This window comes from Gordonia sp. LMA484 (genome assembly GCF_058129505.1).
The window spans coordinates 2,725,267-2,748,952 of sequence record NZ_CM176700.1; the positions used below are offsets into that span (position 1 = coordinate 2,725,267).

At 67.5% G+C, this 23,686-nt stretch carries 23 protein-coding genes; 12 read left to right on the plus strand and 11 right to left on the minus strand.

Annotated features, from left to right (window positions below):
• Positions 1–9: 9 nt before the first annotated feature.
• Both AC4AMJ_RS11935 and AC4AMJ_RS11940 read right to left on the minus strand, forming a co-directional pair.
• Complete coding sequence (locus AC4AMJ_RS11935) at positions 10–786, minus strand: SDR family NAD(P)-dependent oxidoreductase (protein WP_489896453.1); 777 nt, start codon at positions 784–786, stop codon at positions 10–12.
• 48 nt (positions 787–834) lie between these two features.
• A complete protein-coding gene (locus AC4AMJ_RS11940) occupies positions 835–1,497 on the minus strand; it encodes a TetR/AcrR family transcriptional regulator (protein ID WP_489896454.1) in 663 nt (220 codons plus the stop codon).
• Positions 1,498–1,604: 107 nt separating this feature from the next.
• Here AC4AMJ_RS11940 and AC4AMJ_RS11945 point away from each other — a divergent pair, with 107 nt between their 5' ends.
• The gene (locus AC4AMJ_RS11945) at positions 1,605–2,957 is read left to right on the plus strand and encodes a cytochrome P450 (RefSeq protein WP_489918133.1); all 1,353 of its coding nucleotides are present in this window, start codon (positions 1,605–1,607) and stop codon (positions 2,955–2,957) included.
• An 11-nt stretch (positions 2,958–2,968) separates the two neighbouring features.
• Here the strand turns inward: AC4AMJ_RS11945 and AC4AMJ_RS11950 are convergent, their stop codons facing one another.
• Positions 2,969–5,233 (minus strand): glycoside hydrolase family 3 C-terminal domain-containing protein, encoded by a 2,265-nt coding sequence (locus tag AC4AMJ_RS11950; protein WP_489918134.1) that lies wholly within the window; start codon positions 5,231–5,233, stop codon positions 2,969–2,971.
• Between the two features lie 109 nt (positions 5,234–5,342).
• Here AC4AMJ_RS11950 and AC4AMJ_RS11955 point away from each other — a divergent pair, with 109 nt between their 5' ends.
• From AC4AMJ_RS11955 to AC4AMJ_RS11975, 5 genes are all read left to right on the plus strand, one after another.
• Entirely contained in the window at positions 5,343–7,643 is a 2,301-nt protein-coding gene (locus AC4AMJ_RS11955; RefSeq protein WP_489918135.1) for a carbon starvation CstA family protein, read from the plus strand.
• The gene (locus AC4AMJ_RS11960; RefSeq protein WP_489918136.1) at positions 7,640–7,834 is read left to right on the plus strand and encodes a YbdD/YjiX family protein; all 195 of its coding nucleotides are present in this window, start codon (positions 7,640–7,642) and stop codon (positions 7,832–7,834) included. The genes AC4AMJ_RS11955 and AC4AMJ_RS11960 overlap by 4 nt, the downstream gene beginning before the upstream one ends.
• A 130-nt stretch (positions 7,835–7,964) precedes the next feature.
• Entirely contained in the window at positions 7,965–9,068 is a 1,104-nt protein-coding gene (locus AC4AMJ_RS11965; RefSeq protein WP_489918137.1) for a hypothetical protein, read from the plus strand.
• Positions 9,069–9,083: 15 nt separating this feature from the next.
• Positions 9,084–9,716 (plus strand): HhH-GDP family DNA glycosylase, encoded by a 633-nt coding sequence (locus tag AC4AMJ_RS11970; protein ID WP_489918138.1) that lies wholly within the window; start codon positions 9,084–9,086, stop codon positions 9,714–9,716.
• Positions 9,717–9,994: 278 nt separating this feature from the next.
• Positions 9,995–10,312, plus strand: a complete 318-nt coding sequence (locus tag AC4AMJ_RS11975) for a transglycosylase family protein (protein ID WP_489896460.1) — start codon at positions 9,995–9,997, stop codon at positions 10,310–10,312.
• Between the two features lie 36 nt (positions 10,313–10,348).
• Here AC4AMJ_RS11975 and AC4AMJ_RS11980 read toward each other — a convergent pair whose 3' ends face one another.
• Positions 10,349–11,590: a cation:proton antiporter gene (locus AC4AMJ_RS11980; RefSeq protein ID WP_489900971.1), complete on the minus strand. Its 1,242-nt coding sequence runs from the start codon at positions 11,588–11,590 to the stop codon at positions 10,349–10,351.
• 107 nt (positions 11,591–11,697) lie between these two features.
• Between AC4AMJ_RS11980 and AC4AMJ_RS11985 the strand changes: the two genes are divergently transcribed.
• Both AC4AMJ_RS11985 and AC4AMJ_RS11990 read left to right on the plus strand, forming a co-directional pair.
• Positions 11,698–12,432 carry a hypothetical protein gene (locus AC4AMJ_RS11985; protein WP_489918139.1) on the plus strand — a complete coding sequence of 245 codons (735 nt, stop codon included), beginning with the start codon at positions 11,698–11,700 and terminating at the stop codon, positions 12,430–12,432.
• A 79-nt stretch (positions 12,433–12,511) separates the two neighbouring features.
• A complete protein-coding gene (locus tag AC4AMJ_RS11990) occupies positions 12,512–13,009 on the plus strand; it encodes an acyl-CoA thioesterase (protein ID WP_489896462.1) in 498 nt (165 codons plus the stop codon).
• Positions 13,010–13,102: 93 nt separating this feature from the next.
• On the opposite strand, the gene AC4AMJ_RS11995 is transcribed toward AC4AMJ_RS11990, so the two are convergent.
• From AC4AMJ_RS11995 to AC4AMJ_RS12005, 3 genes are all read right to left on the minus strand, one after another.
• On the minus strand, positions 13,103–13,489 hold the full coding sequence (locus tag AC4AMJ_RS11995) for a hypothetical protein (protein ID WP_489918140.1): 387 nt from the start codon (positions 13,487–13,489) through the stop codon (positions 13,103–13,105).
• 155 nt (positions 13,490–13,644) lie between these two features.
• Positions 13,645–14,697, minus strand: a complete 1,053-nt coding sequence (locus AC4AMJ_RS12000) for a PHP domain-containing protein (protein WP_489918141.1) — start codon at positions 14,695–14,697, stop codon at positions 13,645–13,647.
• Entirely contained in the window at positions 14,694–14,879 is a 186-nt protein-coding gene (locus tag AC4AMJ_RS12005) for a YtxH domain-containing protein (RefSeq protein WP_489896465.1), read from the minus strand. The genes AC4AMJ_RS12000 and AC4AMJ_RS12005 overlap by 4 nt, the downstream gene beginning before the upstream one ends.
• Positions 14,880–14,918: 39 nt before the next feature.
• On the opposite strand from AC4AMJ_RS12005, the gene AC4AMJ_RS12010 reads away from it, so the two are divergent.
• Positions 14,919–15,629: a guanylate cyclase gene (locus AC4AMJ_RS12010; RefSeq protein ID WP_489918142.1), complete on the plus strand. Its 711-nt coding sequence runs from the start codon at positions 14,919–14,921 to the stop codon at positions 15,627–15,629.
• Between the two features lie 26 nt (positions 15,630–15,655).
• On the opposite strand, the gene AC4AMJ_RS12015 is transcribed toward AC4AMJ_RS12010, so the two are convergent.
• Entirely contained in the window at positions 15,656–16,714 is a 1,059-nt protein-coding gene (locus AC4AMJ_RS12015) for an oxygenase MpaB family protein (RefSeq protein ID WP_489918143.1), read from the minus strand.
• A 110-nt stretch (positions 16,715–16,824) separates the two neighbouring features.
• Here AC4AMJ_RS12015 and AC4AMJ_RS12020 point away from each other — a divergent pair, with 110 nt between their 5' ends.
• On the plus strand, positions 16,825–17,421 hold the full coding sequence (locus AC4AMJ_RS12020; protein WP_489896468.1) for a TetR/AcrR family transcriptional regulator: 597 nt from the start codon (positions 16,825–16,827) through the stop codon (positions 17,419–17,421).
• A gap of 134 nt (positions 17,422–17,555) precedes the next feature.
• The gene (locus AC4AMJ_RS12025; protein WP_489896469.1) at positions 17,556–18,872 is read left to right on the plus strand and encodes a S1C family serine protease; all 1,317 of its coding nucleotides are present in this window, start codon (positions 17,556–17,558) and stop codon (positions 18,870–18,872) included.
• 156 nt (positions 18,873–19,028) lie between these two features.
• Here AC4AMJ_RS12025 and AC4AMJ_RS12030 read toward each other — a convergent pair whose 3' ends face one another.
• Positions 19,029–20,000: an isopenicillin N synthase family dioxygenase gene (locus AC4AMJ_RS12030; RefSeq protein ID WP_489918144.1), complete on the minus strand. Its 972-nt coding sequence runs from the start codon at positions 19,998–20,000 to the stop codon at positions 19,029–19,031.
• Positions 19,997–20,521: a nucleoside deaminase gene (locus AC4AMJ_RS12035; protein WP_489896471.1), complete on the minus strand. Its 525-nt coding sequence runs from the start codon at positions 20,519–20,521 to the stop codon at positions 19,997–19,999. Before AC4AMJ_RS12035 ends, AC4AMJ_RS12030 begins: the two co-directional genes overlap by 4 nt.
• A gap of 86 nt (positions 20,522–20,607) precedes the next feature.
• Between AC4AMJ_RS12035 and AC4AMJ_RS12040 the strand changes: the two genes are divergently transcribed.
• Positions 20,608–22,227, plus strand: a complete 1,620-nt coding sequence (locus AC4AMJ_RS12040) for a PucR family transcriptional regulator (RefSeq protein ID WP_489918145.1) — start codon at positions 20,608–20,610, stop codon at positions 22,225–22,227.
• A 3-nt stretch (positions 22,228–22,230) separates the two neighbouring features.
• Here AC4AMJ_RS12040 and AC4AMJ_RS12045 read toward each other — a convergent pair whose 3' ends face one another.
• Positions 22,231–23,652: a purine-cytosine permease family protein gene (locus AC4AMJ_RS12045; protein WP_489918146.1), complete on the minus strand. Its 1,422-nt coding sequence runs from the start codon at positions 23,650–23,652 to the stop codon at positions 22,231–22,233.
• Positions 23,653–23,686: the final 34 nt, after the last annotated feature.

Consider the following 23,686-nt stretch of genomic DNA (forward strand, 5'->3'; position numbering starts at 1 on the left):
GAGGCCGGTTCAGAGGGCGAAGGAGTAGCCACCGTTCACGGGGATGGTCTGGCCGGTGATCCACGAGCCCTGGTCGCCGGCGAGCAGGACAGCGAGATGGGCGACGTCATCCGGGGTCCCCGGACGGCGGATCACGTAGTTCTGCAACACGGCCTTCGCTCGCGGCGAGTCCGGTTCCGCCCAGAGGGACTCGGTGAGCGGTGTCCGCATGGTCCCCAGCGCGAGACTGTTGGCCGTGACACCGTGTCGGCCTCCTTCCATCGCGATCGAGCGCATGAACCCGGCGGCCCCGGCCTTTGCGGTCGCATAGACGGCGCCGTTGCGATCGCCGGTCCGCGCCGCGTCGGACACGATGGTGATGATGCGGCCCCAGTTCTGCTCGATCATGCGGGGCAGGACGGCGTGCGTGCAGTGCAGCACCCCGTAGAGATTGACCTGCAGGAACGGCGCCCAATCGATCGGCGCCGTCTCATGGAAGCCGCGCGGAACCGTGAAGTCCGACGCGCCCGCATTGCCGGCGTTGTTGACCAGGATGTCCACCCGGCCTGCCGCCGTCACGGCATCGACGACCTCATCGTGCGCCGTGACATCGAAGGGAACGCTCTGCGCGGCACCGCCATTCGCCGTGATCTCCTCGACCACCTCGCGCGCCCGTTCGGCACGCAGATCGTTGACCACGACCTCGGCGCCGGCTTCGGCGAAGGCCAGTGCCAGCCCTCTGCCCACCCCCTGGCCACTTCCGGTGATCAGGACACGCCGCCCACCCAGGTGCAATCCGATACCCATCGGCGCCAATATAGTTGGCCGCTCGGTCGAGATCCAGAGATCGTCGGATCATCCGGTGATGTTGGCACCGATCAGGGCAATGCACGCGGCGACCGCCGGCTCGACGATGGTGTAGAGCGAGCGCTTCTGCTCGACGGCCGAGGCGGCCAGCTCGCGAATCCCGCCCCAGATCATCACGCCCGTCTCATAGGTCATCGGCGAGATTCCCGCGGCGCGCATCCGGGGCGTGTCCGTCAGCGGGACCAACACCGCGATCAGTGACTCCATCGCCTCGATCTGAACCTGCCGAGCCGACTCCCCCAACGCCGGCAACTCGCGAATCCAGCTCCAGGTGACCTCAGGATGCTCCTCACTGACCGCCACATAGGCCTGCACGGCCTGACGGATCTGCACCCGCCACTCCTCGTCGGGATTCACCTCGGCCGCGATCGCCGCGATCATCGCGTCGTTGGTGGTGGTGAGCAACGCGATGAAACACGACTGCTTGTCACTGAACTCGCGATAGAAGGAACGCCGCGATGTCCGCGCCACCCGCACCACGTCCGCGACGGTCGTCTCTCGGTAGCCGCGCTGCATCAGGCACGTGGCCATCGCGTCGAGCAGGCGTTGGCGAACGTCCGGCTCCGACACACCGGCGTCGGACTGGTCTGTCGCAACGTCGGACGAAGCAACGTCGGTGGAAGCAACGTCGGTGGAAGCACTGTGGGACACAAGTCAAAGATACGACGTGGTCCCCCTTGCCCGACCGCGGTACGCACGCGTACCGTCAGATTGGTACAGGCTTGTACCACGAGCTTCCACCGGGGAGGACGCAGGAGATGCACACCACACGACCAGTCGAGGATTCCGCCGGCACCACGGCCCGTGGCGGCCACAACCCGGTCGTACCACCTGGCCCGCACCTGCCGAGGATGCTGCTGGGCGCCGGCTTCATGACCCGCCGCCGGCAGATGGTCGCCGCCCTGGGCCGCAGGTACGGATCTGCGTTCACGATCCGTGTCCCGGTGTTCGGGGACGTGGTCGTCGTCTCCGACCCGGGATTGGCCAAGCAACTCTTCACCACCCCGACCGATCAGGTCATCAACATCCAACCGAACCTCGGTCGTATCCTCGGGCCCGGTTCGATGTTCTCGCTGGAAGGCACCGATCACCGCCGACGCCGACGGCTGCTCACCCCGCCACTGCACGGGCGACGGATCAAACAATACGAAACCGTCGTCGCCGAGGAGTTCGCGGCGGAGTCACGGACGTGGCCGATCGGCACACCGTTTCGCACCCTCGAGCCGATGATGCGGGTGACGCTCAATGTCATCCTGCGCACGGTCTTCGGTGCGCAGGGCCAGGAACTGGCGACCTTGCGCGAGATCATCCCGCCGATGGTGACGGTCGGCTCACGCCTGGCAACGTTGCCCGACACGCGGGTGTCCTTCGGCCGATTCGATCCTCGCCGGCGGTTCGGTGCGCAGCGCGACACCTACGCCGCGGCGATCGACGCGCTGATCACGAAGGCCCGCAACGATCCCCGCCTCGCGGAACGCGACGACATCCTCGCGCTGATGCTGCAGAGTCGCTACGACGACGACTCGGTGATGACCGACGATGAGATCGCCGACGAACTGCTGACGCTGCTCGCCGCCGGACACGAGACCACGGCCACCACACTCGCGTGGGCGATCGAACGCCTGCAACGGAATCCCGCGGTGCTCCACGAACTCGTCGCCGAGCTCGATGCCGGTGGACACGATTTCCGGCTGGCCACCATCATGGAGACCCAGCGCAGCCGCCCGGTCATCGACTTCGCGGCCCGCCACGTCGTCGCCGCGGAGGTGGAGCTGGGACCCTATCGAATCCCCAAGGGGTACAACATTCTGGTCGCGATCTCGCTGCTCCACGATGACAGCCGCGAGTTCGCCGATCCCGAGCGATTCGATCCGTCCCGGTTCGTCGGAACCACCCCGTCCCCCGCGTGGTTGCCGTTCGGCGGGGGCACCCGGCGCTGTATCGGCGCGGCATTCGCCCACATGGAGATGGACGTCGTCCTGCGGGAAATGTTGCGCGACTTCACCATCGAGCCAACCAGGGCCAAGGGCGAGGCCTGGCACTCGCGCGGGGTCGCCTACTCCCCACGACGTGGCGGGATGGTCACGCTGCAACGGCGGCACGCACCCTGACAGTCGCCGGACTACTCCTGCAGACCGGCAAGGGTGGCCTCGTCGAGACCCAGCATCGGTGCGATCCGACCGATGGGGAACGACGACACGAGCATCAGCAACGTCGGGTCGAGGTCGTCGACGCCCATCGTCGCCGCCAGGCGGGACCGCAATTCGGGTCCCGCCGTCGGATGCTCGAGGATCTCACCGAGTGTCGATGACGGACCCACCGCGACAATGCGGTCATCGCCGACCACCTCGATCGTGGACCTCAGGCACAGGTCACGGCTGGATGCGCCGACCTCGACGCGATACACACCGCCCTCGACCACCCAGTCGTCCGCGACCCGATCCCAGTAGCCGAGTTCTGATCTCGGAATCTCGAGTTCGAGGCGTCGGTCGGTCCCGGGTTCGAGGTCGGCGATCCCGATCGCCTTCAGTTCCCGGTGCGGCCGCGCCACCGCGGACTCGTCGAGACCCAGGTAGACCTGGGCCAGCGCCCGTCCGGCCCGCTCACCGGTGTTGCACACCGTCACCCGAACCCTCAGCCCGCGCTCGGTGACCTCGACGTCGATGTCGCGGTAGTCGATCGTGGTGTAGGACAACCCGTGGCCGAAGGGATAGCGCACCGGGAGTGACCGTGCGTCATACCAGCGATACCCGACGAACACGCCCTCGCCGTACCGGACGTGCAACTGCTCGCCGGGAAAGTCCAGAAATGCGGGGCTGTCCTCGATACGCAGCGGAATCGTCTCGGCCAGACGTCCGCTGGGATCGGTACGGCCGTACAGGATGTCCGCGACGGCGCCACCGCCGGCCTGCCCCAGCAACCACGCTTCGAGCACGGCGGGCGCCTCGTCGACCTCCGCGAGGTCCACCACTCCGCCGTTCGAGAGGACCACCACGGTGCGCGGATTGACCTCCAGGATTCGCGCGATGAGCTCGCGCTGCGGTGCCGGCAGTCGCCAGTCGGCGCGATCGAAGCCCTCCGACTCGTCGTGATCACCGAGTCCGAGGAAGACCACGGCGACATCGGCGGCGCGTGCCGTCCGCGTCGCTTCGTCGACGAGCTGCGGGTCGGATTCGGTTGCGTCGACGGCGAATCCAGGAGCAAAGGTGACGGTGTCGGGAGCGGCGAGAGCGCGCATCTCGTCGAGGGCGTTGTCCACGCGGTACGCGTTGATCTTGGAACTCCCGCCGCCCTGGTATCGGGGGGTGCGAGCGAATTCGCCGATGACTGCGACCCGGGCCGCACCCGCCAGAGGCAGGACCGGGCCGCCGGCGCCGACCGCGTCGTTCTTCAGCAGCACCGGGCAACGCCGCGCCACCTCGCGGGCCAGCTGGTGGTGGGCATCCCGATCGTAGGTCGCATCCGCGGATCGGTTGTCGGAGGCGGCGAGGGCCATCGCGACGATTCGTCGAGCCGATTCGTCCAGCGCGGCCTGTGACAGCACCCCGTCGGTCACGGCGTCGCGCAGCGCACCCGGGCCGGTGTCACCGCTCGACGGCATCTCCAGATCGAGCCCGGCGGCCAGCGCCGCGACCCGGTCGTCGACGGCCATCCAGTCCGACACCACCAGACCTTCGAAACCCCACCGGTGACGCAATGTTTCGGTGAGCAGCCACGAGTTCTCGGTGGCGTACACCCCGTTGATCCTGTTGTAGGAGGCCATCACGGTCCAGGGCTGCTCGGTCGCGACGATGTGTTCGAACGCCCGCAGATAGATCTCGTGCAACGGCCGTGGGTCGATGTCCGCACTGACCCGCATCCGCTCGTGTTCCTGGTTGTTGACCGCGAAGTGTTTGATCGAGGTCCCCACGCCGTGACGCTGTACACCGCGGACCAATGCGGCGCCCAGACGGCCGGTGACATACGGATCCTCCGAGTAGTACTCGAAGTTGCGTCCGCCCAGAATCGATCGCTTGATGTTCAGGCCGGGACCGAGGATCACCGCGACCTGCTCGGCGAGGCATTCAGATCCGATCGCGTCTCCCACACGCTCCACCAGGCCCTCGTCGAAGGTCGATGCCATCGCCACCGCGGGCGGGAAGCACACCGCCGGAATCGAATCGTTGAGCCCCAGCGCGTCGGGATCGCCGCCCTGTTTGCGGATTCCGTGCGGGCCGTCGGTCAGCATGAGCGAGGCAACCCCGGCGTCGGCGAGTTCGGCGGTGTACCAGAAGGAAGCACCCGTGGTCAGCGATGATTTGTCGGCGGCCGACAGGCCGGCGACGATGTCGGCGGCCTCCCGCCGACGGTCCTCGGGACGTGACGGTGGCGGCGATGTATTCGGCATCACGTCAGATTGCCGCAGTCGACATCTCGATTCAATGTATCGCGCAAGGCCACCTCGAACCACGCGTATAGTGACCCGGGCCACACTCGAATCGAGGGAGGTAGCGCTGATGACGATGACCGACGATCGCGCCGACGATCCGAACATCGAGTACGTGAAGACCGACCCAGATCTGCCGCCCGTCGCGATCATCGATCGCTCGCCGATGACGACGCCGAAGAAGATCCTGTTCGCCGTCATCGGTGTCATCGGCGCGATCTCGTGGGCGATCGTCGCGTTCGTACGCGGCGAGAACGTGAACGCCGTCTGGTTCGTCCTGGCCGCGGTCTGCACCTACGTGATCGCCTACCGCTTCTATGCGCGGCTCATCGAGATGAAGGTCGTCAAACCCCGCGACGACCACGCCACCCCGGCCGAGGTCCTCGACAATGCGCAGGACTACATGCCCACCGATCGGCGAGTCCTCTTCGGTCATCATTTCGCGGCGATCGCCGGCGCCGGCCCGCTCGTGGGTCCGGTACTGGCCGCCCAGATGGGCTATCTGCCGGGCACGATCTGGATCATCATCGGCGCCGTACTCGCGGGCTGCGTGCAGGACTACCTGGTGCTGTCGATCTCCACCCGGCGACGCGGTCGAAGCCTCGGGCAGATGGCGCGTGACGAGTTGGGTGCGTTCGGTGGAATCGCCGCGATCGTCGCGGTGTTCGTGATCATGATCATCCTGATCGCGGTCCTGGCGCTGGTGGTCGTCAACGCCTTGGCCGACAGCCCGTGGGGTGTCTTCTCGATCGCGATGACCATTCCCATCGCGCTGTTCATGGGCGTCTACCTTCGCTTCCTCCGGCCCGGCCGGGTCAGCGAGGTGTCGGCCATCGGCGTGGTGCTGCTGCTCGCGGCCATCGTCGCCGGACGCTATGTCGGCGAATCCGGCTGGGGCCAGGACTGGTTCAGCCTATCGCCGGTGGTCCTGAGCTGGGCCATCATCATCTACGGCATGGCGGCCGCGATTCTGCCCGTCTGGCTGCTGTTGGCCCCCCGCGACTACCTGTCGACATTCATGAAGGTCGGCACGATCGCACTGTTGGCGTTGGGCATCCTGCTGGTCCGGCCGGTGATGCAAGCGCCGGCCGTCAGCGACTTCGCGTGGAATGGCCGGGGTCCCGCGTTCGCCGGAGCGCTGTTCCCGTTCCTGTTCATCACCATCGCCTGTGGGGCGCTGTCGGGTTTCCACTCGCTGATCGCCTCGGGCACCACACCCAAGATGCTCGCGAAGGAGGGCCAGGCGCGCATCATCGGCTACGGCGGCATGCTCACCGAGTCGTTCGTCGCGATCATGGCGCTGATCACCGCCTGCATCATCGACCAGCACCTCTACTTCGGGATGAACGCACCGAAATCGGTCACCGGCGGAACCCCCGACGGCGCAGCGGAATACGTCAACGGCCTGGGCCTGGGCGGAACACCGGTATCCGGCGAGTACTTCCAACAGGCCGCCGACGCGGTCGGTGAGCCCACCATCGTGTCCAAGACCGGTGGCGCACCGACACTCGCGATGGGGATGGCCGACACGCTGCAGGATGCGATCGGTGGCGAATCACTGCGCTCGTTCTGGTACCACTTCGCGATCATGTTCGAGGCGTTGTTCATCCTGACGACCGTCGACGCCGGCACGCGGGTCGCACGCTTCATGCTCTCCGACGGACTCGGCAATCTGCCCGGCGCCAAGCGGTTCAAGGATCCGTCGTGGCGTCCGGGCGCCTGGCTGTGCACCGTGATCGTGTGCGGGCTGTGGGGATCGATCCTGTTGATGGGAGTCACCGACCCGCTCGGCGGCATCAACACCTTGTTCCCGTTGTTCGGCATCGCCAATCAGCTCCTCGCCGCGGTCGCACTGACCGTGGTCACGGTGGTCCTCTTCAAGCGGGGGCAGGTCAAGTGGGCCTGGGTGCCGGGGCTCCCGTTGATCTGGGATCTCATCGTCACGATGTCGGCGTCGTGGCAGAAGATCTTCTCCGACAACGAGTCGATCGGATACTGGGCGCAACACAATGCCTTCGTCAACGCCAAGGATCAGGGCCTGACGACCTTCAAGACGGCGACGTCGACCGATGAGATAGACGCGGTGATCCGCAACACCTTCATCCAGGGCACCCTGTCGATCGTCTTCGCCGTGCTGGTGCTGATCGTCGCGGTCGTCGGCGCGTATATCTGTGTGCAGGCGGTCCGCAAGGGCGGCCTGCCGACCACCGAGGACGAGGTCCTCGCGTCGCGAATCTTCGCACCCAAGGGATTGCTCACGACACCGGCGGAGCGCGAACTACAGAAGGAGTGGGACGCCTACCTCGCCGAGCAGCACGGGCCGCACCGTCGCGAACCCGCGGGGGCGAGTGGGGAGAGCGGATCGCCGTGATCCGCCGACTGCGTCGCGGCGCCGCCGCACTCTCCTGGTACGTCGGCAGCGTGATGGGTGACCGTGCCTATCGGGACTATGTCGATCACATGGCCAGGACGCACCCGGACCGGCCGATACTGTCCGAACGCGAGTACTGGCGCCGGCGCTACGCCGAGCAGGATCGCAACCCCGGGGCGCGCTGCTGCTGACGGCTGTCGCGTCGCGCCGCCAACCTGGTGGTGTGTCACGGAATGGGTGACCCGTATCGGGGTCACCCATTTCCGAGACGCACCTCCAGGTCGATTGCAGGCAACTCCATGTTCTAGTAGTTCTCGATTGATGGTGCTTCACGACGACGAACGTGGCCGGTCCCGGCGCAACGATCGCGACAGGCCACCCACCGGGGGTCCGGCGGTCCGGATCATCGTCGATCCCGGCGCACCGGCATCCGCGGTCGAGAAGGTCCACGACCGCCTCGATTCACGTCTGCGCGAGGATGCCGGTGTCGTCTCCGTGACGGTCGACATCGAGGCGGTCCCACTGAATCCGGACGGCGGCCTGCTCGAGCCGGACCTGACCGGGGGCGACGACGCGTCGCTGTTCGTCGTCGTCACCGAGTTTCCTCGCATGCGCGATCGCCGTGCGACGACCGCCGAGATCGACCGCCGGCGCGGCGCCGTGATCGTGTCACTGCCGGCGCTCGGGCTCGGTTCGTGGAATCGGCTGGTCCCGGTCATCGTGGATTCGATCGTTCGACTTCGCCACCCGGACGCGACGAACAGAACCCGGCGCACACAGTGGCGGCCGGGCGAGCACACCGACACCGAGTACCTGTCCGGCCCACCGGGCCTCAGCCGAATACGGGTGGTCGCGGGCATGGTCCGCGGCAACCGGCCGTGGCGGCTGATTCCAACACTCACGGGCCTGATGGCGGGCGCCGCCGCCACCGCGAGCTTCGGTGTCTTCTATTCCTCGATCTGGGTCATGGCCAACGTCCTGAGCGCCTGGCGGCTCGCCGGATTGTCCATCCTGTCGATGGTCGTCATGACTGTGTGGCTGATCGTGAACAACCGCCTATGGGAACGGGGTGAACTCCCCGCACCACGCGCTCGGTTATACAACGCGGCGACGACGACAACCGTGCTGCTCAACGCAGTGGTTCTCTATGCCGGACTGTTCGTGGCGACTTCGTGCACTGCATTCGCCGTCATCGACTCCGGATATCTGTCGGAGCAGCTGGGTTTGGCGGCCGCCTCGATCGGCAATTACCTGGACCTGGCATGGCTGGCAACGTCGATGGGCGTCGTCGCCGGCGCGGTCGGCTCCAGTGCCGACAGCTATGACGACATCTTGAATGCCACCTATGGGTCCCGGGAACGCGCCCGACGGCGCCGCGAAGACAATCGCGAACGCCGTCGCGAGGCGGCACGCGAGAAGAGCTGAACGAAAGGCACCGAGATGGCGAAGCAGCAACGGATCGCGTCGACACTCGTCGAACGCGCCGGGCAGACCTATGCCGATGAAGCGGGTATCACGCTCAAGGACACCCCCGCGCCCCTGTTCCAGCTCCTCGTGCTGTCACTGCTGCTGAGTGCGCGCATATCCGCCGACATCGCCGTCGCCGCCGCCAGAGAACTCTTCGCGGCCGGCTACCGCACGCCGGAGAAGATGGCCGCGGCACCCTGGCAGGACCTCGTCGACGCCCTCGGACGCGGTCACTACGTCCGGTACGACGAGAGCACGGCGACCCGCCTGGGTGAGGCCGGTCAGAAGGTCCTCGACGACTATCGAGGCGACCTTCGCCGATTGGCACGGAAGGCGGACCGGGACGTGAGCACAGCCGCTGACTTGCTGCAGGAATTCACCGGCATCGGCCCGGTCGGCGCGGATGTGTTCCTCCGCGAGGTACAGGACGTGTGGGACTGGGTGGCGCCCTACTTCGACAGCCGCGCGCGGTCCGCCGCGACCGATGTCGGAGTGCCCGACGACCCGGCCGAACTGGCCCGCCTGGCCCACGGCCGACCTGCCCTGCTGGCCGCCGCGCTGGTGCGCGCGTCGCGCGACGAGAGCCTGCGCGCGGATCTGGACTGAACGGATCACCTGCGGCCCGAAATGCTGTGACGGACCGCACTCTTTCGGTGTGTTCTTCGTCACCATGAATTCACTTTCAGCATGTGACGGTTTGCCGCCGACATAGCGCCATGCGCAGGGAATTCACAGGAATCTCACGCCTGTTATCCACCCGTGACAAAAATCCCGCAGGTCATCGACCTGGCGTGACCTTTCCGTTATCAGCTTGTACGGTCGCCACCGATCCACAGATCAGCCGCCCAGCCCGATACGGGGCGGCGAATGGAGGAACGAAGACCATGAGCATGAAGAAACTCGCAGTGCGTGCCGGCATCGTCGGCGCCCTGACCCTGGCCCCCCTCGCTGCCGTCGCCGGCACCGCTTCCGCGGCAGGCAACTGGGACGCAGTCGCCCAGTGCGAGAGCGGCGGCAACTGGGCCACCAACACCGGCAACGGCTACTACGGCGGCCTGCAGTTCTCGCAGAGCACCTGGGAGGCCAACGGCGGCTACGGCAACCCGGCCAACGCCTCGCGTGCCGAGCAGATCCGCGTCGCCGAGAACGTTCTGGCCAGCCAGGGCCCCGGCGCGTGGCCGACCTGTGGCGCCTACCTCTGAGGCACTGACCTCGTAGGCGTGGCACCGAACACGCGATCAACTGTGGCCGTTGCCCCCGCTCGTCGGGGGCAACGGCTGCACGCGTTCTCGGGGCGTGATGAGACGGGCCACGAGCGGGAACACCAGCACCGTCGTCGCCCCGGCCGCCACGAGCGTGGAAGCGAGGCCGACCGACATCAGATCCGATGACGTGGCCACCTCGGTCACCGCGACGATGATCGGCAGGCCTGTCGCGGCGTAGAGCGCGAGTTGAGCCCGCTCCCGCCGCTCCACCAGATTCGTCCCGTGCGGTATGTACCGTTCACTCAGCCACACCGGCAATCCACGCGCGACAGCGATCGCCGCGACGAGGCCCAGCCACAACCACGGTGTGCTGAGCACGGCCGAGATGTCGATTCCCATGCCGGAGCTGATGAAGAAGATCGGGATCATCACACCGAAACCGATCACCTCCAGTGACTTGCCGACCTCGTGATTCGCCGGCCCGATCAATCGCTGCAGGATGAGCCCGGCAGCGAACGCACCCAGCACGACGTCGAGATCGAAGACGGCGGCGACCGTCATCAACGCCACCAGCAACAGGAAGACCACACGGATCGGCAGCTGGAGCGTCCCTCCGCTCATGTCGTAGACGGCATAGCGCAGTCCGGGGATGCGCTCGAGAAGCCGCTGCGGCACCGCGCCGATCAGCAGGGCCGCGATCCCGAACAGTACGAGCACCACGACGGCGCCGCCGATGCTGCGGCTGGTGAGCAGCAGCGACATCGCCAGGATCGGACCCAACTCCCCGACCGCGCCGTGAGCCATCACCGACTTGCCGAGAGGTGAGTCGAGCAGCCCGTCCTGTTTGATGATCGGCAGCAAGGTGCCGAGGGCCGTCGACGTCAACGCGATCGCGACCGCGATGTGCGCCGCGAAGTCCTCGTCCGGGATGGCGAACGTCGCCGCGATCAGCGCGATGCCCAAACCGGTTATCCAGGTCAGTCGGGCCACCCGCCCGGACCTGCCGCCCAACAGTTTCGGGTCCAGCTCATAACCGGCGAGCAGGAACAACATCCCGAGCCCGAGTTCACTGAGGATCGCCACACTGTCCTGGGTGGCCCAGCCGAGCACATTGGGACCGATCGCCAGACCGAAGACGAGCAACACGACGACGTCCGGCACGTAACCGCGGAAGATGCGTGACACGATCGGCGCCACCGCGGCGGCAGCGGCGATCCAGAACAACGAGACGATCGCGTCGGTATCCGTGGCCGAGGAAGCCTCGGCGATCACCATCATGCGGTCATCGTGGCATACCCGTGTTCACCGGACCCATCCATGGTCACCTCCCACCCGAACCCCCAGTGCCAGTGAACTCTTCTCCAACGATCCGGAGGTAGAAGATGGGTACGCGCGCACAGGGACGACACCGCCACGTCACGCACAACCGAACGCGCATCGCGACGTGGGTCGCTGCGGGATCGGTGCCCGCGATACTCGCGTTCGCCGGCGCGGGAATGGTGTCGGCGGCAAGCAGCCCGACGCCCCCTGCGCCGGGTGGTCTCGTGCATCCGGCTGCCGGGCAGGGCGATCACCGTGTCGGACCGGGTGTCCGCGAGCTGCCCCGCCACCGCCCACTCCCGCCGCTCGACGTCGGTGCGCTTCATGCGCCGGCGCCGACCGCGCCGGTCCGACCGATCACCGCGCCCACCGGCACCGTACGCTTCGGCGACGTCAAAGCTCCGGCGCCGCAATGGCTCTCACCACAGCAGAGCGGGCAGGTCAACACCGCGGCCGCGGGCGCCGAGGCGCAGATCGCGACCGCGGGCGATTCGGTCGGTCTGGACCCCGCGCGTTCTGACCGCGTCGCCGCGGCCACCGTCGGCGGCGCGACCGCGGGTGCTGCCATCGCCACCGCCACCGTGGGCGCACCGCTTGCCGTCGCCGGCGGCACGGTGGGCGCCGTCGCCGGCCTGGTGGCCGGCGTCCCCTTCCTGCCGGCGGGCCTGGTCGTCGGCCCCGTCGTGGGCGCGGCGATCGGGGCGGCGACGACCGCCGCACCGTTCACGGCCCTCGGCGCCGGGGTCGGTGCCGGTGTCGGACTTGCCCAGGGGTTGGCGGCACCGCCGCACGCGTGACCGATCTCGGTACATATCCGACATGACCGGCGGGTAGATGAAAGGGTGATAGCACAGGCCAGGCGGATGGGAGTTGCGGATGGAGACCCTCGACGACACGGGCGCGGTCTCACCGGCCGACGACACCGACGACGATCGGATCAGTCTGTCGATGTCGTTGCTGATGACACCGGACATGGCGAACTTCACCGGCAACGTGCACGGAGGAACGCTGCTGAAACTGCTCGATCAGGTCGCGTACGCCTGCGCCAGCCGATACTCGCGGCGCTATGCCGTCACGTTGTCGGTCGACCGGGTCATCTTCCGCGAACCCATCCGCGTGGGCGAGGTCCTCACGCTCTCCGCATCGGTGAACCACACCGGCCGGACGTCGATGGAGGTCGGGATCCGGGTGGAGACCGAAAATGTCCGCACCGGGGAACGTCGGCACACGAACAGCTGCTATTTCACGATGGTCGCCACCGACGACGACGGGCGGCCGCACCCGGTGCCGCCGCTCGAGCCGAAGACCGAGGTGCAGAAGCGTCGCTTCCGGGAGGCCCAGGACCGACGCGCCGCGCTGCGTTCCGCGCAGTAGCGGGACGCTGTCGCAGTTCTTCCCCCGCATCCCGCTTTGTCCCCCGACTGCCGTTGGGGGACAAAGCAATACCCGGGGGAAGAACCCGCGGAATCACTCGTCCACGTCTGGGGAATCGTCCTCGTCGAGTGCACTGACGGTGATCCCGTAAGGCAGGAACCGCACCTTCCGGCGCGGGTCGGTGTTGTGCTTGTTGGCCCGCAACGCATCGAGTTCGGTGGCATACACCTGCTCCACGCGAGCGCCGCCGTCGTCGCTCACGACGAAGACCGCCCACACCCCGGTTCCGGTCTCACCGGTGGTCTCCGGTTCGTGTCGGGTCCGTCGCCCGGTGTCGGAGAAGATCGCCGACCACGCACCCTGGCCGCCCGGGCTGGACATGAACTTGTCGACCATGTCCCGGACACCCTCGGTTGCCTCGCGGGCGAATCGGTCGAAATCCTCCGGATTGATCCCGAATGGTCCGTTGTAGTCCGCCATGGGGTCCTCCTGAGAAAGCGGGACGGCGTCGTATGCCGTGTGGCTTCCAGTGTCCACAGAATCCGACGTCTGTGCCACCACGCCACGGGAGCCGGCCCCTGACGGTGCCGAAACCGTTGTCGTGAACGCCGTCGGTCGTCAACCTGCCAGAGCCGTCACCGACTCGATGAGCCGGTCCACTCCAGCACCCGATCCAACGGCCAGGTCGTGACGATCCGGTCCGCTTCGATACCGAGAGCGGCCGCTCGTTGCGCGCCGAGCACTTTGAAGTCCAGTTGGCCCGGCGCGTGCGCGTCGGAGTCGATGGTGAACAGACACCCGATGTCGCGGGCCAACTCGATCAGGTCGTCCGGCGGGTCGACTCGTTCCGGACGAGAGTTGATCTCGACCGCGGTGCCGTGTTCGGCACAGGCCTCGAACACCGAGCGGGCATCGAAACTCGACGGGGGACGTGCGCCGCGGCCGGTGACCACGCGCCGACCGGTGCAGTGCCCGAGAACGTTCACCCGTGGATCGGAGACCGCTGCGACCATCCGCCGTGTCATCGGGCCGGAATCCATCCGCAGCTTGGAATGCACGGACGCCGTCACGACGTCGAGGCGGTCGAGCATCGCCTCGGTCTGGTCGAGCGAGCCGTCGTCGAGGATGTCCACCTCGATCCCCGTGAGGATTCGGCACCCGAGGCCGGGGGTCTGGTCGAGCGTCTCGATCTCGGTGATCTGTCGTGCGAGCCGCTCGGCACTCAACCCGTTGGCCACGGTCAGTCGGGGTGAATGATCGGTGATCGCCAGCCATTCGTGTCCGAGAGCGTTCGCCGCGGAGGCCATCTCGTCCAGCGGCGCTCCGCCGTCACTCCAGTCGGTATGCGCGTGTAGATCGCCGACGATGGCGGTATAGAGGCCCAGTCCGTGCTCCGGCGAGTTGATTGCGGCGTCCTGCAGGTCGGCAAGGTAACCGGGCAGATCACCCGCAACCGCCTCCGCGATCACCGCTGCCGTGGTCTTGCCGACGCCGTCGAGGTCGGTGAGGGTGTGAGCGCCGGCGCGTCGCCGGAGTTCCTCTGCACCGACGTCGGCGGCCGCTCGGGCGGCCCGACGGAATGCCTCGACCCGATAGGTGCTCTGCCGATCTCGCTCCAGCAGCCAGGAGATGCGTTGCAACGCGACGACCGCGTCCACCGGCGCGTCGAGCGGACGGAGCGGATTCACGGATGATCGCCGACGCCCTCGTCGGCCCTCTCCAACGCTTCGGCATGACGTTTGTGCAAGCGTTCGCGCACGTCGTCGGCGGTGTAGGAGTTGCGCTGACGCTGATCCCTTGCGATCAGCACGCCACTCGCGGCCACACCGACGGCACCGGCCAACCCCACCCATTTCCATGCGCTGTGCATGAGCCCGAGGATAGTTGCTGTCGCCTCTATGCTGCTCACGTGCGCAACAGAACCGAGCTCGGTGGTCGCCCGGGTGGCGTCCGCCTCGACGAGGCACTCGAGGAGACCCGTACCGGGGACATCTGGCTGTTCCGCGGCAGGTCCGGACCGGACCGCGCGATCCAGACCCTGACCAACTCGCCGGTCAACCATGTCGCGATGACCGTCGCCGTCGACGACCTCCCTCCTCTGCTGTGGCATGCGGAACTCGGGGACAAACTGCCCGACGTCTGGACCGGCGGCAATCATCGGGGCGTGCAGCTCCACGATGCCCGCGCGGCGGTGGAACAGTGGATGAACCGATACGGTCAGGACTGCTGGCTGCGGCAACTCGGTCCGGACGTCACCACCGCGCAGGAAGACCGACTGCTGCAGGCGATCGCGCGGCTCGACGGCACCCCGTTCCCCGCCACCGCACGGCTGGCCGGCCGGTGGTTCCGCGGCCGGATGCCCAACAGCGTCGACATCGTCCGCGGCATCCCCTACCTCGACCGGGTCGTCCGCGATCGACGCGCGAAACGCCGGCAACACGATGCCGGGCTGCAGGCCGCGTACTGCGCAGAGGTCGTGGCCGTCACCTATCGCGACATGGGTCTGCTCTCGGCGGACAAGGACTCCAACTGGTTTGATCCGGGCCGGTTCTGGAGCGGCGACGTTCTACCGCTGGCTCCCGGTTACCGCCTCGGCGACGAGGTCGCTGTGCGCGGTTGAGCTTCTCGACGTCGACGGCTGTGCCCTCAGAGCGCCGCCTCCACCTCCGCGCGATCGAGCTGCGGATCGGTACCGAGCACATAGCGCGGCTCCGTGTGCACGACGGTCGTGCCCTGGGCGACGCGCGATCGCGCGGCGGCGAACTCGGCCGGCTCGCCCATCGTGGTGCGCAGACCGTTCAACGCCGTCCAGACGACACTGCGGCGTGCCCGGCGCTCGATCGGGTTCGGATGCCGATGCATCACGAGCTGACAGGCCCATTCCGGCATCGTGTCGCGGATCGCCCAGTCGACGGCCGCCTGTGCGGCGTTGGTCAGATTCGGTCCCGTCGCGACCGCATTGCCATGTGTCAGGGCCAGTTTCGGGAGGTACTCGGCCAGGCACGTGAGCGTGTCGGCCTTCGTGGCCGGTAGGTCGGTGCCACCGAGTGCACGGCCGACGCGTACGAATTCCCCGTAGTACCGGTCGAGTTCGGCACCCCGCAACGGCTTCGGGTGATAGATCTCGTGAGCGGTGGCGATCCCCCACACCACGGTCGCGTAGTTCCAGCGCAGCCACGACGGATCGTCGGCATCGTAGGCAAGACCGTCGGGGCGGGTGCCCTTGATCGTGTGGTGCATCGCCCGCACCGTCCGCGCCAGTCGCTCGGCCGTCTCGGTCGAGCCGTATGCCGTGCCGATGAAGAAGGCGACCGAGTGCCCCAGACGCACCGCGGCTCCCGCCGGGTCGATCCGGCCGGTCGGCTCACCGTTCTCGGCCTTCTCGACCAGGCGCGAGTGGTCGACGCCCATCCAGAAGATGCTCGGGTCGAGACGTTCCAGGTACGACGCGCACTGTAGGCCGAAGATCAGGGCGGGTAGGTGCGAATGCACATGCCAGGTGGCGCTGTCGGGACCGAACCATCCGGGATCACCCACGGGTTCGGCGAATTCCATGCCGCGGAAGTACTTTGCCCGGATGTTCTCGTCGAAGCGGTCGTTGAGCCACATCCCGGCGAGTTGATGCGGCAACGGGAACGGAAATGGCATGACATCCAGGCGGCGCACGGCATCCAGGCCTGGCAGGGCACCCAGTGAGAGTGACATCGCAATCGTCCTCGCGGTCAGTGTGGTCACGGTTGTGACCAGACTACAGTCTGGTCACAGTCGTTACCAGACTTGTTGGACGATCGCCCTCGCCGTCGTACGCTGGTCCGATGTCCAGCACCACCCGATGGGCCGGCGTATCGCTGACCGATCGCCGTGCGGAACGACGCGGCCTGCTCCTCGAGGCCGCTTTCACCCTGTTCGGTGTCGGCGGCGCAGCGGCACTCTCGGTCCGCTCGGTGTGCCGCGAAAGCGGACTGAACACGCGCTACTTCTACGAGAGTTTCACCGACACCGACGATGTGCTCGGCGCCCTGTACGACGACGTGGCGCGAGAACTGGGCACCGTCGTCGAGAACTCGATGGCGGAGGCGGATTCGACCATCCGCTCCCGCACCACCTCGGGGATTCGAGCGGTCCTCGGCTTCGGTTCCGAGGACTCACGACGAGGACGGCTGCTCTTCACCGAAGGCCGCGCCCACCCGGTGCTCGCCGCCCGCCGGGCACTCACCCAGGATCTGCTGATGGATCTCGTCCTCGCCGAGACCAGCGCGGCCCGGCGAAGCCCGGACCCGCTCGCCGGTCATGTCGGCGCGACGATGTTCACCGGCGCGATGGCCGAGCTGGCCCAACAGTGGCTGGCCGGCCATCTCGGTGACGATCTCGACGCCGTCGTCGATCGTGCCGTCGCCCTGTTACTGCGCTGATCATCGATTACTGCGCTGACCCTCGGTTACTGCGCTGATCATCGGAGTTTCCTGAGATTTCCGGCAGGAACTTGCCAGGAAACCCGTAGCCCGTTTCTTGCATTCCTCACATCCTCGCCCGGCATCGTGGTGACGTGAACGATTCTCAGCCGACCGACGGTGAAACCGGCCCGGTCACCGAACCCTTCAACCCGCAGTATGGGCAGATGCCACCGCATCAGCCGTGGGCAGCGCAGCCTGTCGGCACCTACCCGCCACCCACCCCCACCCGATCGCGCGGTGGGGTCACCAAGCCGATCATCGCGACCGCACTGCTCGCCGGGCTACTCGGCGGCGCGGTAGGCGTCGGCGGCAGTGCCCTGCTACGCAACGACTCGAACTCCGCTGCGCCCGTGCTGAACTCGGCTCCCGCGGCAACGGCGAACGCTGCCGACGTGAAGCCCGGGTCGGTCACCTATGCCGCCCAGGTCGCGTCCAAGTCGACCGCTGACATCAAGGTCGCCAGCAGCCAGGGCACGGCAGTCGGCAGTGGGATCGTGTTGTCACCGGACGGCTACGTGTTGACCAACAACCACGTGGTGGCCGCGGCCGGCAACGGCAGCACCATGCAGGTCACCACCAGCGACGGCAAGACCTACGACGCGAAGGTCACCGGCACCTCGCCGTCATACGATCTCGCCGTCATCAAGCTCGACGGCGCGTCCGGGCTCACCCCCGCGACACTCGGCGACTCGAGCGGACTGCAGGTGGGCGAGCAGGTGGTCGCCGTGGGGAGCCCCGAGAACCTCTCCAACACAGTTACTTCGGGAATCGTCAGCGCATTGTCGCGCACCGTCACCGCAGGCGACGAAAGCGGATCCGGGGTCACCGTATACAACGGGCTGCAGACCGACACCCCCATCAACCCGGGCAACTCCGGCGGCCCGCTGGTGAATCTCAAGGGCCAGGTCGTCGGCGTCAACTCGGCGGTCGACACCGGGCAGAGCGCAAACGGCGGCGTGCAGGCCTATGGCCTCGGATTCGCCATCCCGATCAATGCGGCCAAGCGCATCGCCAACGAGCTGCTCCAGGACGGCCAGGCGACCAAACCTGTTCTGGGCGTGTCCGGTTCGCTGGCATCCTCCAGCGATGCGGTGACCGGGGCGAAGATCTCGTCGGTCCAGCAGGGCGGCCCCGCAGCCGACGCCGGGATCAAAGCGGGCGATGTCATCACCAAGATCGGCGACACGCCCATCAGCGACTACGCCGATCTGATGGCCCAGGTGCTGACGCACGCTCCCGGCGAGACCGTGCCGGTCACCGTGGGCTCGGGCAATGACGCGCGGACGGTCCAGGTGAAGCTGGGAAGCACCGTCGACAAGGAACAGACGACGATTCCCGAGTCGGGCGGCCAGTCCGACGGGCCTCGACTGCCCTTCGGTGGCGGCAGCCCCTTCGGCCTGGTCCCCTGAAACCCCTCAAACCCCCCGGGGAACGGGACGGCTCCGTCGATCACTTGATCGACGGAGCCGTTTTGATCAACGGCGCATTGTGATCAACGGGCCGTTTTGATGAACGGCGCGGTTTTGATCAACGGGGCCGTTGCGCCGCTCGATCGCCCCCCGACATCACCCGACGGTGATGGCGTCGAGTCGCTCCTTGATGAAGTCCCCGGCGGTGACCGGCGGCAGTTCCTCGCGACGGCCGATCGGCGGGCCGACGGGTGTCACCACGGCATCATGATTCAACTCGTAGAAGAAGATCAGTGACACCAGATCCTCCTCGGGTGCATCCGGTTGCGGCGGCAGGACGCGGTGTCGCCCGGCCGACCATCGACCTCCGGACCAGTACTCCAGCAGGTCACCGATGTTGATGGTCAGGGCGTCCGGATCGTATGGCGCATCGGCCCATCCGCCCTCGGCGCTGTACACCTGCAACCCGCCGGCGCCCGGTTCACGGTCGAGGACGGTCACGGTCCCGAAGTCGGTGTGCGGCCCGATCCGGAACTGCCCGGGCTCGGGCTCGCCCACCACCGCCATCGGCGGATAGTGATTGATGTTCGACGTCCAGGTCGCGTTGCCGGCCAGCCCCCGGAACGGGTTGGTGTCACCGGCAAATCCCAGCGACGCCGACATCAGCGCCAACAGATCGTCGGAGAGCGCCTTCACCTGAGCAGTCCAGGCGGTGAACAGCGAGGCCAGGCCGGGCGTCTCGGCCGGCCAGACGTCGGGCGCGAACCAGTAGTCGTCGATCTCCGGAACGCCCACCGGGGTCTGCGCGCCCGAGTTGTAGGTCTCCTTGAGGTCGGGCGGTGTGTCGGTGCCCTCGGCGTAGCCGTTGGCCTCCATGCCCGGACCGATCCATCCGCGCCCACCCACGCCGACGGAGTACTGCTGCTTGACCTCGGCGGGCATCGCGAAGAACTCGCGTGCCGCCGCCCGCAGCTGCGCAGGCAGCGCGGGCTCGATCCCGTGGCCGGTCACCAGTAGGAAACCTGCCTTCTGCAACGAGTCGTCAACCGCGGCGCAGACCTGATCGGCCGCCGCGCCGCCGGCCCGCCACTGCTCCAGGTCGACGGTGAGGATCGGGCTGTCGGTCATGCTGTCTCCTGAATCGCGTTCCCGGTGTGATCGGGGGTGCTGCCGGCGTCCGCGACGCCGATGTCCTCATTCCACAGGGTCGGGTGGGTGGAGATGAAATCAGACATCATCGCAACGCACCGGTCGTCGTCGACCAGGGTCACGGCGACACCGAGTTCCGCCAGCCACTCCTCACCGCCGCTGAAGGTCCGGTTCTCCCCGATCACCACGGCTCCGATCCCGAACTGCCGGATCAGCCCGCTGCAGTACCAGCACGGCGCCAGAGTGGTCACCATGATCGTCGAGGAGTAGTCGCGCTGGCGTCCGGCAGCCCGGAATGCGTCGGTTTCCCCGTGCACCGACGGATCGTCGTGCTGGACCCGGCGATTGCGACCTTCGCCGAGCAGGGTGCCGTCGGCAGCGAAGAGCGCCGCACCGATGGGGATGCCGCCTTCGTCGAGTCCGATACGGGCCTGACGGTAGGCGGTCTCGAGCAGAACGGCCGGATCGATGTCGGAGGCGGCGCCGGTACGGATCGTCATGAGACGAGCCTGCCGCGCCATCACCGCCCGGACAACTGACAGTTCGTCGCGCTGCACGCAGACTCTGGCGTGCATATCGTCATGGCATGTCTGCTGTTTTTGCGACCTCGCTCCGGTTGCGTGATGTCATCGAAAGCCATCTTCGCGAAGCCGACCCGCATGTGCTGACCGCGCACGATCGCCTCGACGAACCGGTCGGATGGGTGCACTCCAGTGAGATCTTCGAGATCGGACCGCTCCTGTCCGGCGGTGAGCTGCTGCTCACCACCGGCCTCGGGCTCAGCGGGCTGGACGCGGGCACCCGGCGCCACTATGTCCGGGACCTGGCCGAACGCGGCGTCGCCGGCCTCGCGTTCGAGGTCGGCCGGACCTTCGACGCGATCCCGGAGGAGATGGTCCGGGAAGGGTCCGCCGCCCGGCTGCCGATCATCGAGCTGCGGCGCGTCCTGCCGTTCATCGAGGTCTGCCGCAACGCCAACACCGCCATCGTCTCCGGTGAACTGGGCGAGCTGCGACTGCGCGCACGGCTCGACGAGGCGCTGCACGCCGACCTCGTGGCGTCCGGCGGCGTCGCCCGCATGCTCGAACATGTCGCCGAGGCGACCGGTCGGCCGATCGTGCTGATCGGCTCCGGCGGGGCGTTGCTCGCCGCGCACGGCGTGGACGACGATCGGTCGGCGTGGCGCATCGTCGACACCGCCGCGACATCGGTCCCGATCGTGGTGCGCGACCGCGAGATCGCCCGGCTCGTCGCCGGCGGCCTGGTCATGCCGAAAGCCCCCGTCACCGGAGACCCGGCCCCCGTCGGTTCACCCGCTCCGGCACTGCCGACGCGCGTCCTCACCGCCCTGCTCGAGGTGGCGTCCGGACCGGTCGCGGCGACACTCACCCGTTCCGGCACACGAGGTTCCGCGGTCGGCACCCGGCTCGTGGAAGAGATCGTCGGAGGCCGGGCGATCCGACGATCGGATCTGTTCGCCCGACTGGTCAGCTCCGGGATCCCCGTGGGGCAGTCGACCCGCCTCGTCACGGTCGCCGCCGAGGCTCCCGACCCGAGGATGGCCGAGGCGGCACTCGCCCGGGCCGGTTCGTCGTTGTCCGGTCTGGTCCAGGCAACCGTCGACGCCACCGTGTACGCCCTGGTGCTGTCGACGTCGGCCGACGATCCGGTGGCCGATGTGGCCTCGTCGATCCTCCGGGTCGGCCTACCACCCGGACGGCTGACCGTCGTGGTCGGCGACGGACATCGGTTGGACACGATGCCGGCCGGCAGCGAACTGTCGGCCGCGATCGCCCGATCACTTCGCCGTAGCGGTGAACGTCTCGAGATCGCCACCACGCTCATCCGCGATGGGGTCACCTCGCAGCGCGTGTTCACCGGCCGTGAGCTCGTCGCCGAGGCCGCCGCCCGAACCCTCGATCGGCAGATGCGCGATGAGCTCGTGGATCTGATCGCTCCCCTGGCCGCGCATGACCACAGCCAGTCGGCCCACCTGCTGACCACGCTGGAAACCCATCTCCGTCACGGTTGCAGCGCCACGCGGTCCGCCGGGATGCTGCACATCGGCAGGCAGAGCCTGTATCAGCGACTCGAGCGGATCCGCGGCCTGCTGGGCTTCGATCCAACCGACCCGGGCACCTACCCGTCGGTGCTGCTCGCGATCAGCGCGCTGCGCGCGCAGTCGGCGAGCTCGACCGACTGCTAGCGCTCAGCGGTACTCGCGCTGTGACTCCTCGACGCGTCGGCGGGCCAGGATCAGATAGCCGACGAACGCGATGACGAATCCGACGAACGCTCCGATGTCACCGAGCTCGGGCACCGCGCGTACCACGTACCCGACGAACCTCTCCTGGTTGCAGAACAGCAGGACCGACACGACCAGCGCGATGACGAAGGCGGCGACCCCACCCCAGTTGCGGTAGCGCGGATCGTAGAGCATCGCCAGCGAGGGCGGTTCCTTGCGAAGCAGCCGGTCGGCGAACACCACGCCGAGCCAGGGGCCGATCCAATAGGCGACCAGCAGCAGGAACGCCTCATACGAGGCGGCGGCGTCGGCGAGGGCCCACCAGGCGACGAGGAACCCGACCACGCCGAAGAAGACGGAGACCAGCGCGCGCTGGAGTCCGACGTGCAGCTTGAAGCCCATGGTCACGAACGCCATCGCGCCGGAATAGACGTTGATCGCATTGGCGGCGACCGCGCCGACGGCGATCGCCAACAGGGTCAGGTCGGCGACGGCGGACGGGAAGTTCGCGGTGAAGGCCTCGGTCGGATTGTCCGACGTGGGATCGCCGATGGTGACCGACGCGGCGCCGACGATCATCAGGAAGCTGCACGAGACGAACAGGCCGGCCGACGCGAAGAGCCCGGTCTGGCGCTTCGACACGGTCGGCGGCAGGTAACGGGTGTAGTCGGCCGCGTACGGCGTCCAGCCGGCCGTGTAGCCGAAGGCGGCGCCCATGGTCAGCAGGAACCCGGCGAGCGAGAACCCGCCGTCGGCCGACGGTGCGGAGACGTGTGACTTGCTGAAGATGATCACCGCACCGATGACGAAGACCACCGCCAGAACCGGCGCGGCCAGACGCTCGAACCGCTGCACGAGGTTGTGCCCGAAGAACGCGAACGCCGTCTGGGCGATGACGATCACGATCAGTCCGACCAGTGGGGTCATGCCGAAGAGAGTCGACAGGGCGAATGCGCCGCTCACACTGTTGGTCGCGAACCAGCCGACGCCGCACATGATCGCCATGAAGGTCGCCGGCAGCACGTTGCCCCGGTAGCCGAAGGCGAGCCGGCCGAGGACCATCTGCGGGACTCCGTGCAGCGGCCCCTCGGCGGAGAGCAGGAAGTGCGCGATGGCGCCCAACAGATTGCCGAGCGCCATCGCGGCGACGGCCTGCCAGAACGACAACCCGAAGTAGAGCACCGAGATCACACCGACGAAGATCGTCGCGAACTCGAGGTTCGGCGCGGTCCAGGTCCAGAACAGACCGCGCGGTTTGCCATGGCGCGCGTCGAGCGGGATCGGCTCGTTTCCACCCGGCTCGACAGCCAGGACCTTGTCGCCGTAGCCGGCCTGCGGAGCGGTCGGGGCCGCGTCGGAGTTGTCGGTGGGTGTGCCGATGGTCATGACGCCAACTCTGCTGCGCGGCGCCTCGCGGAGG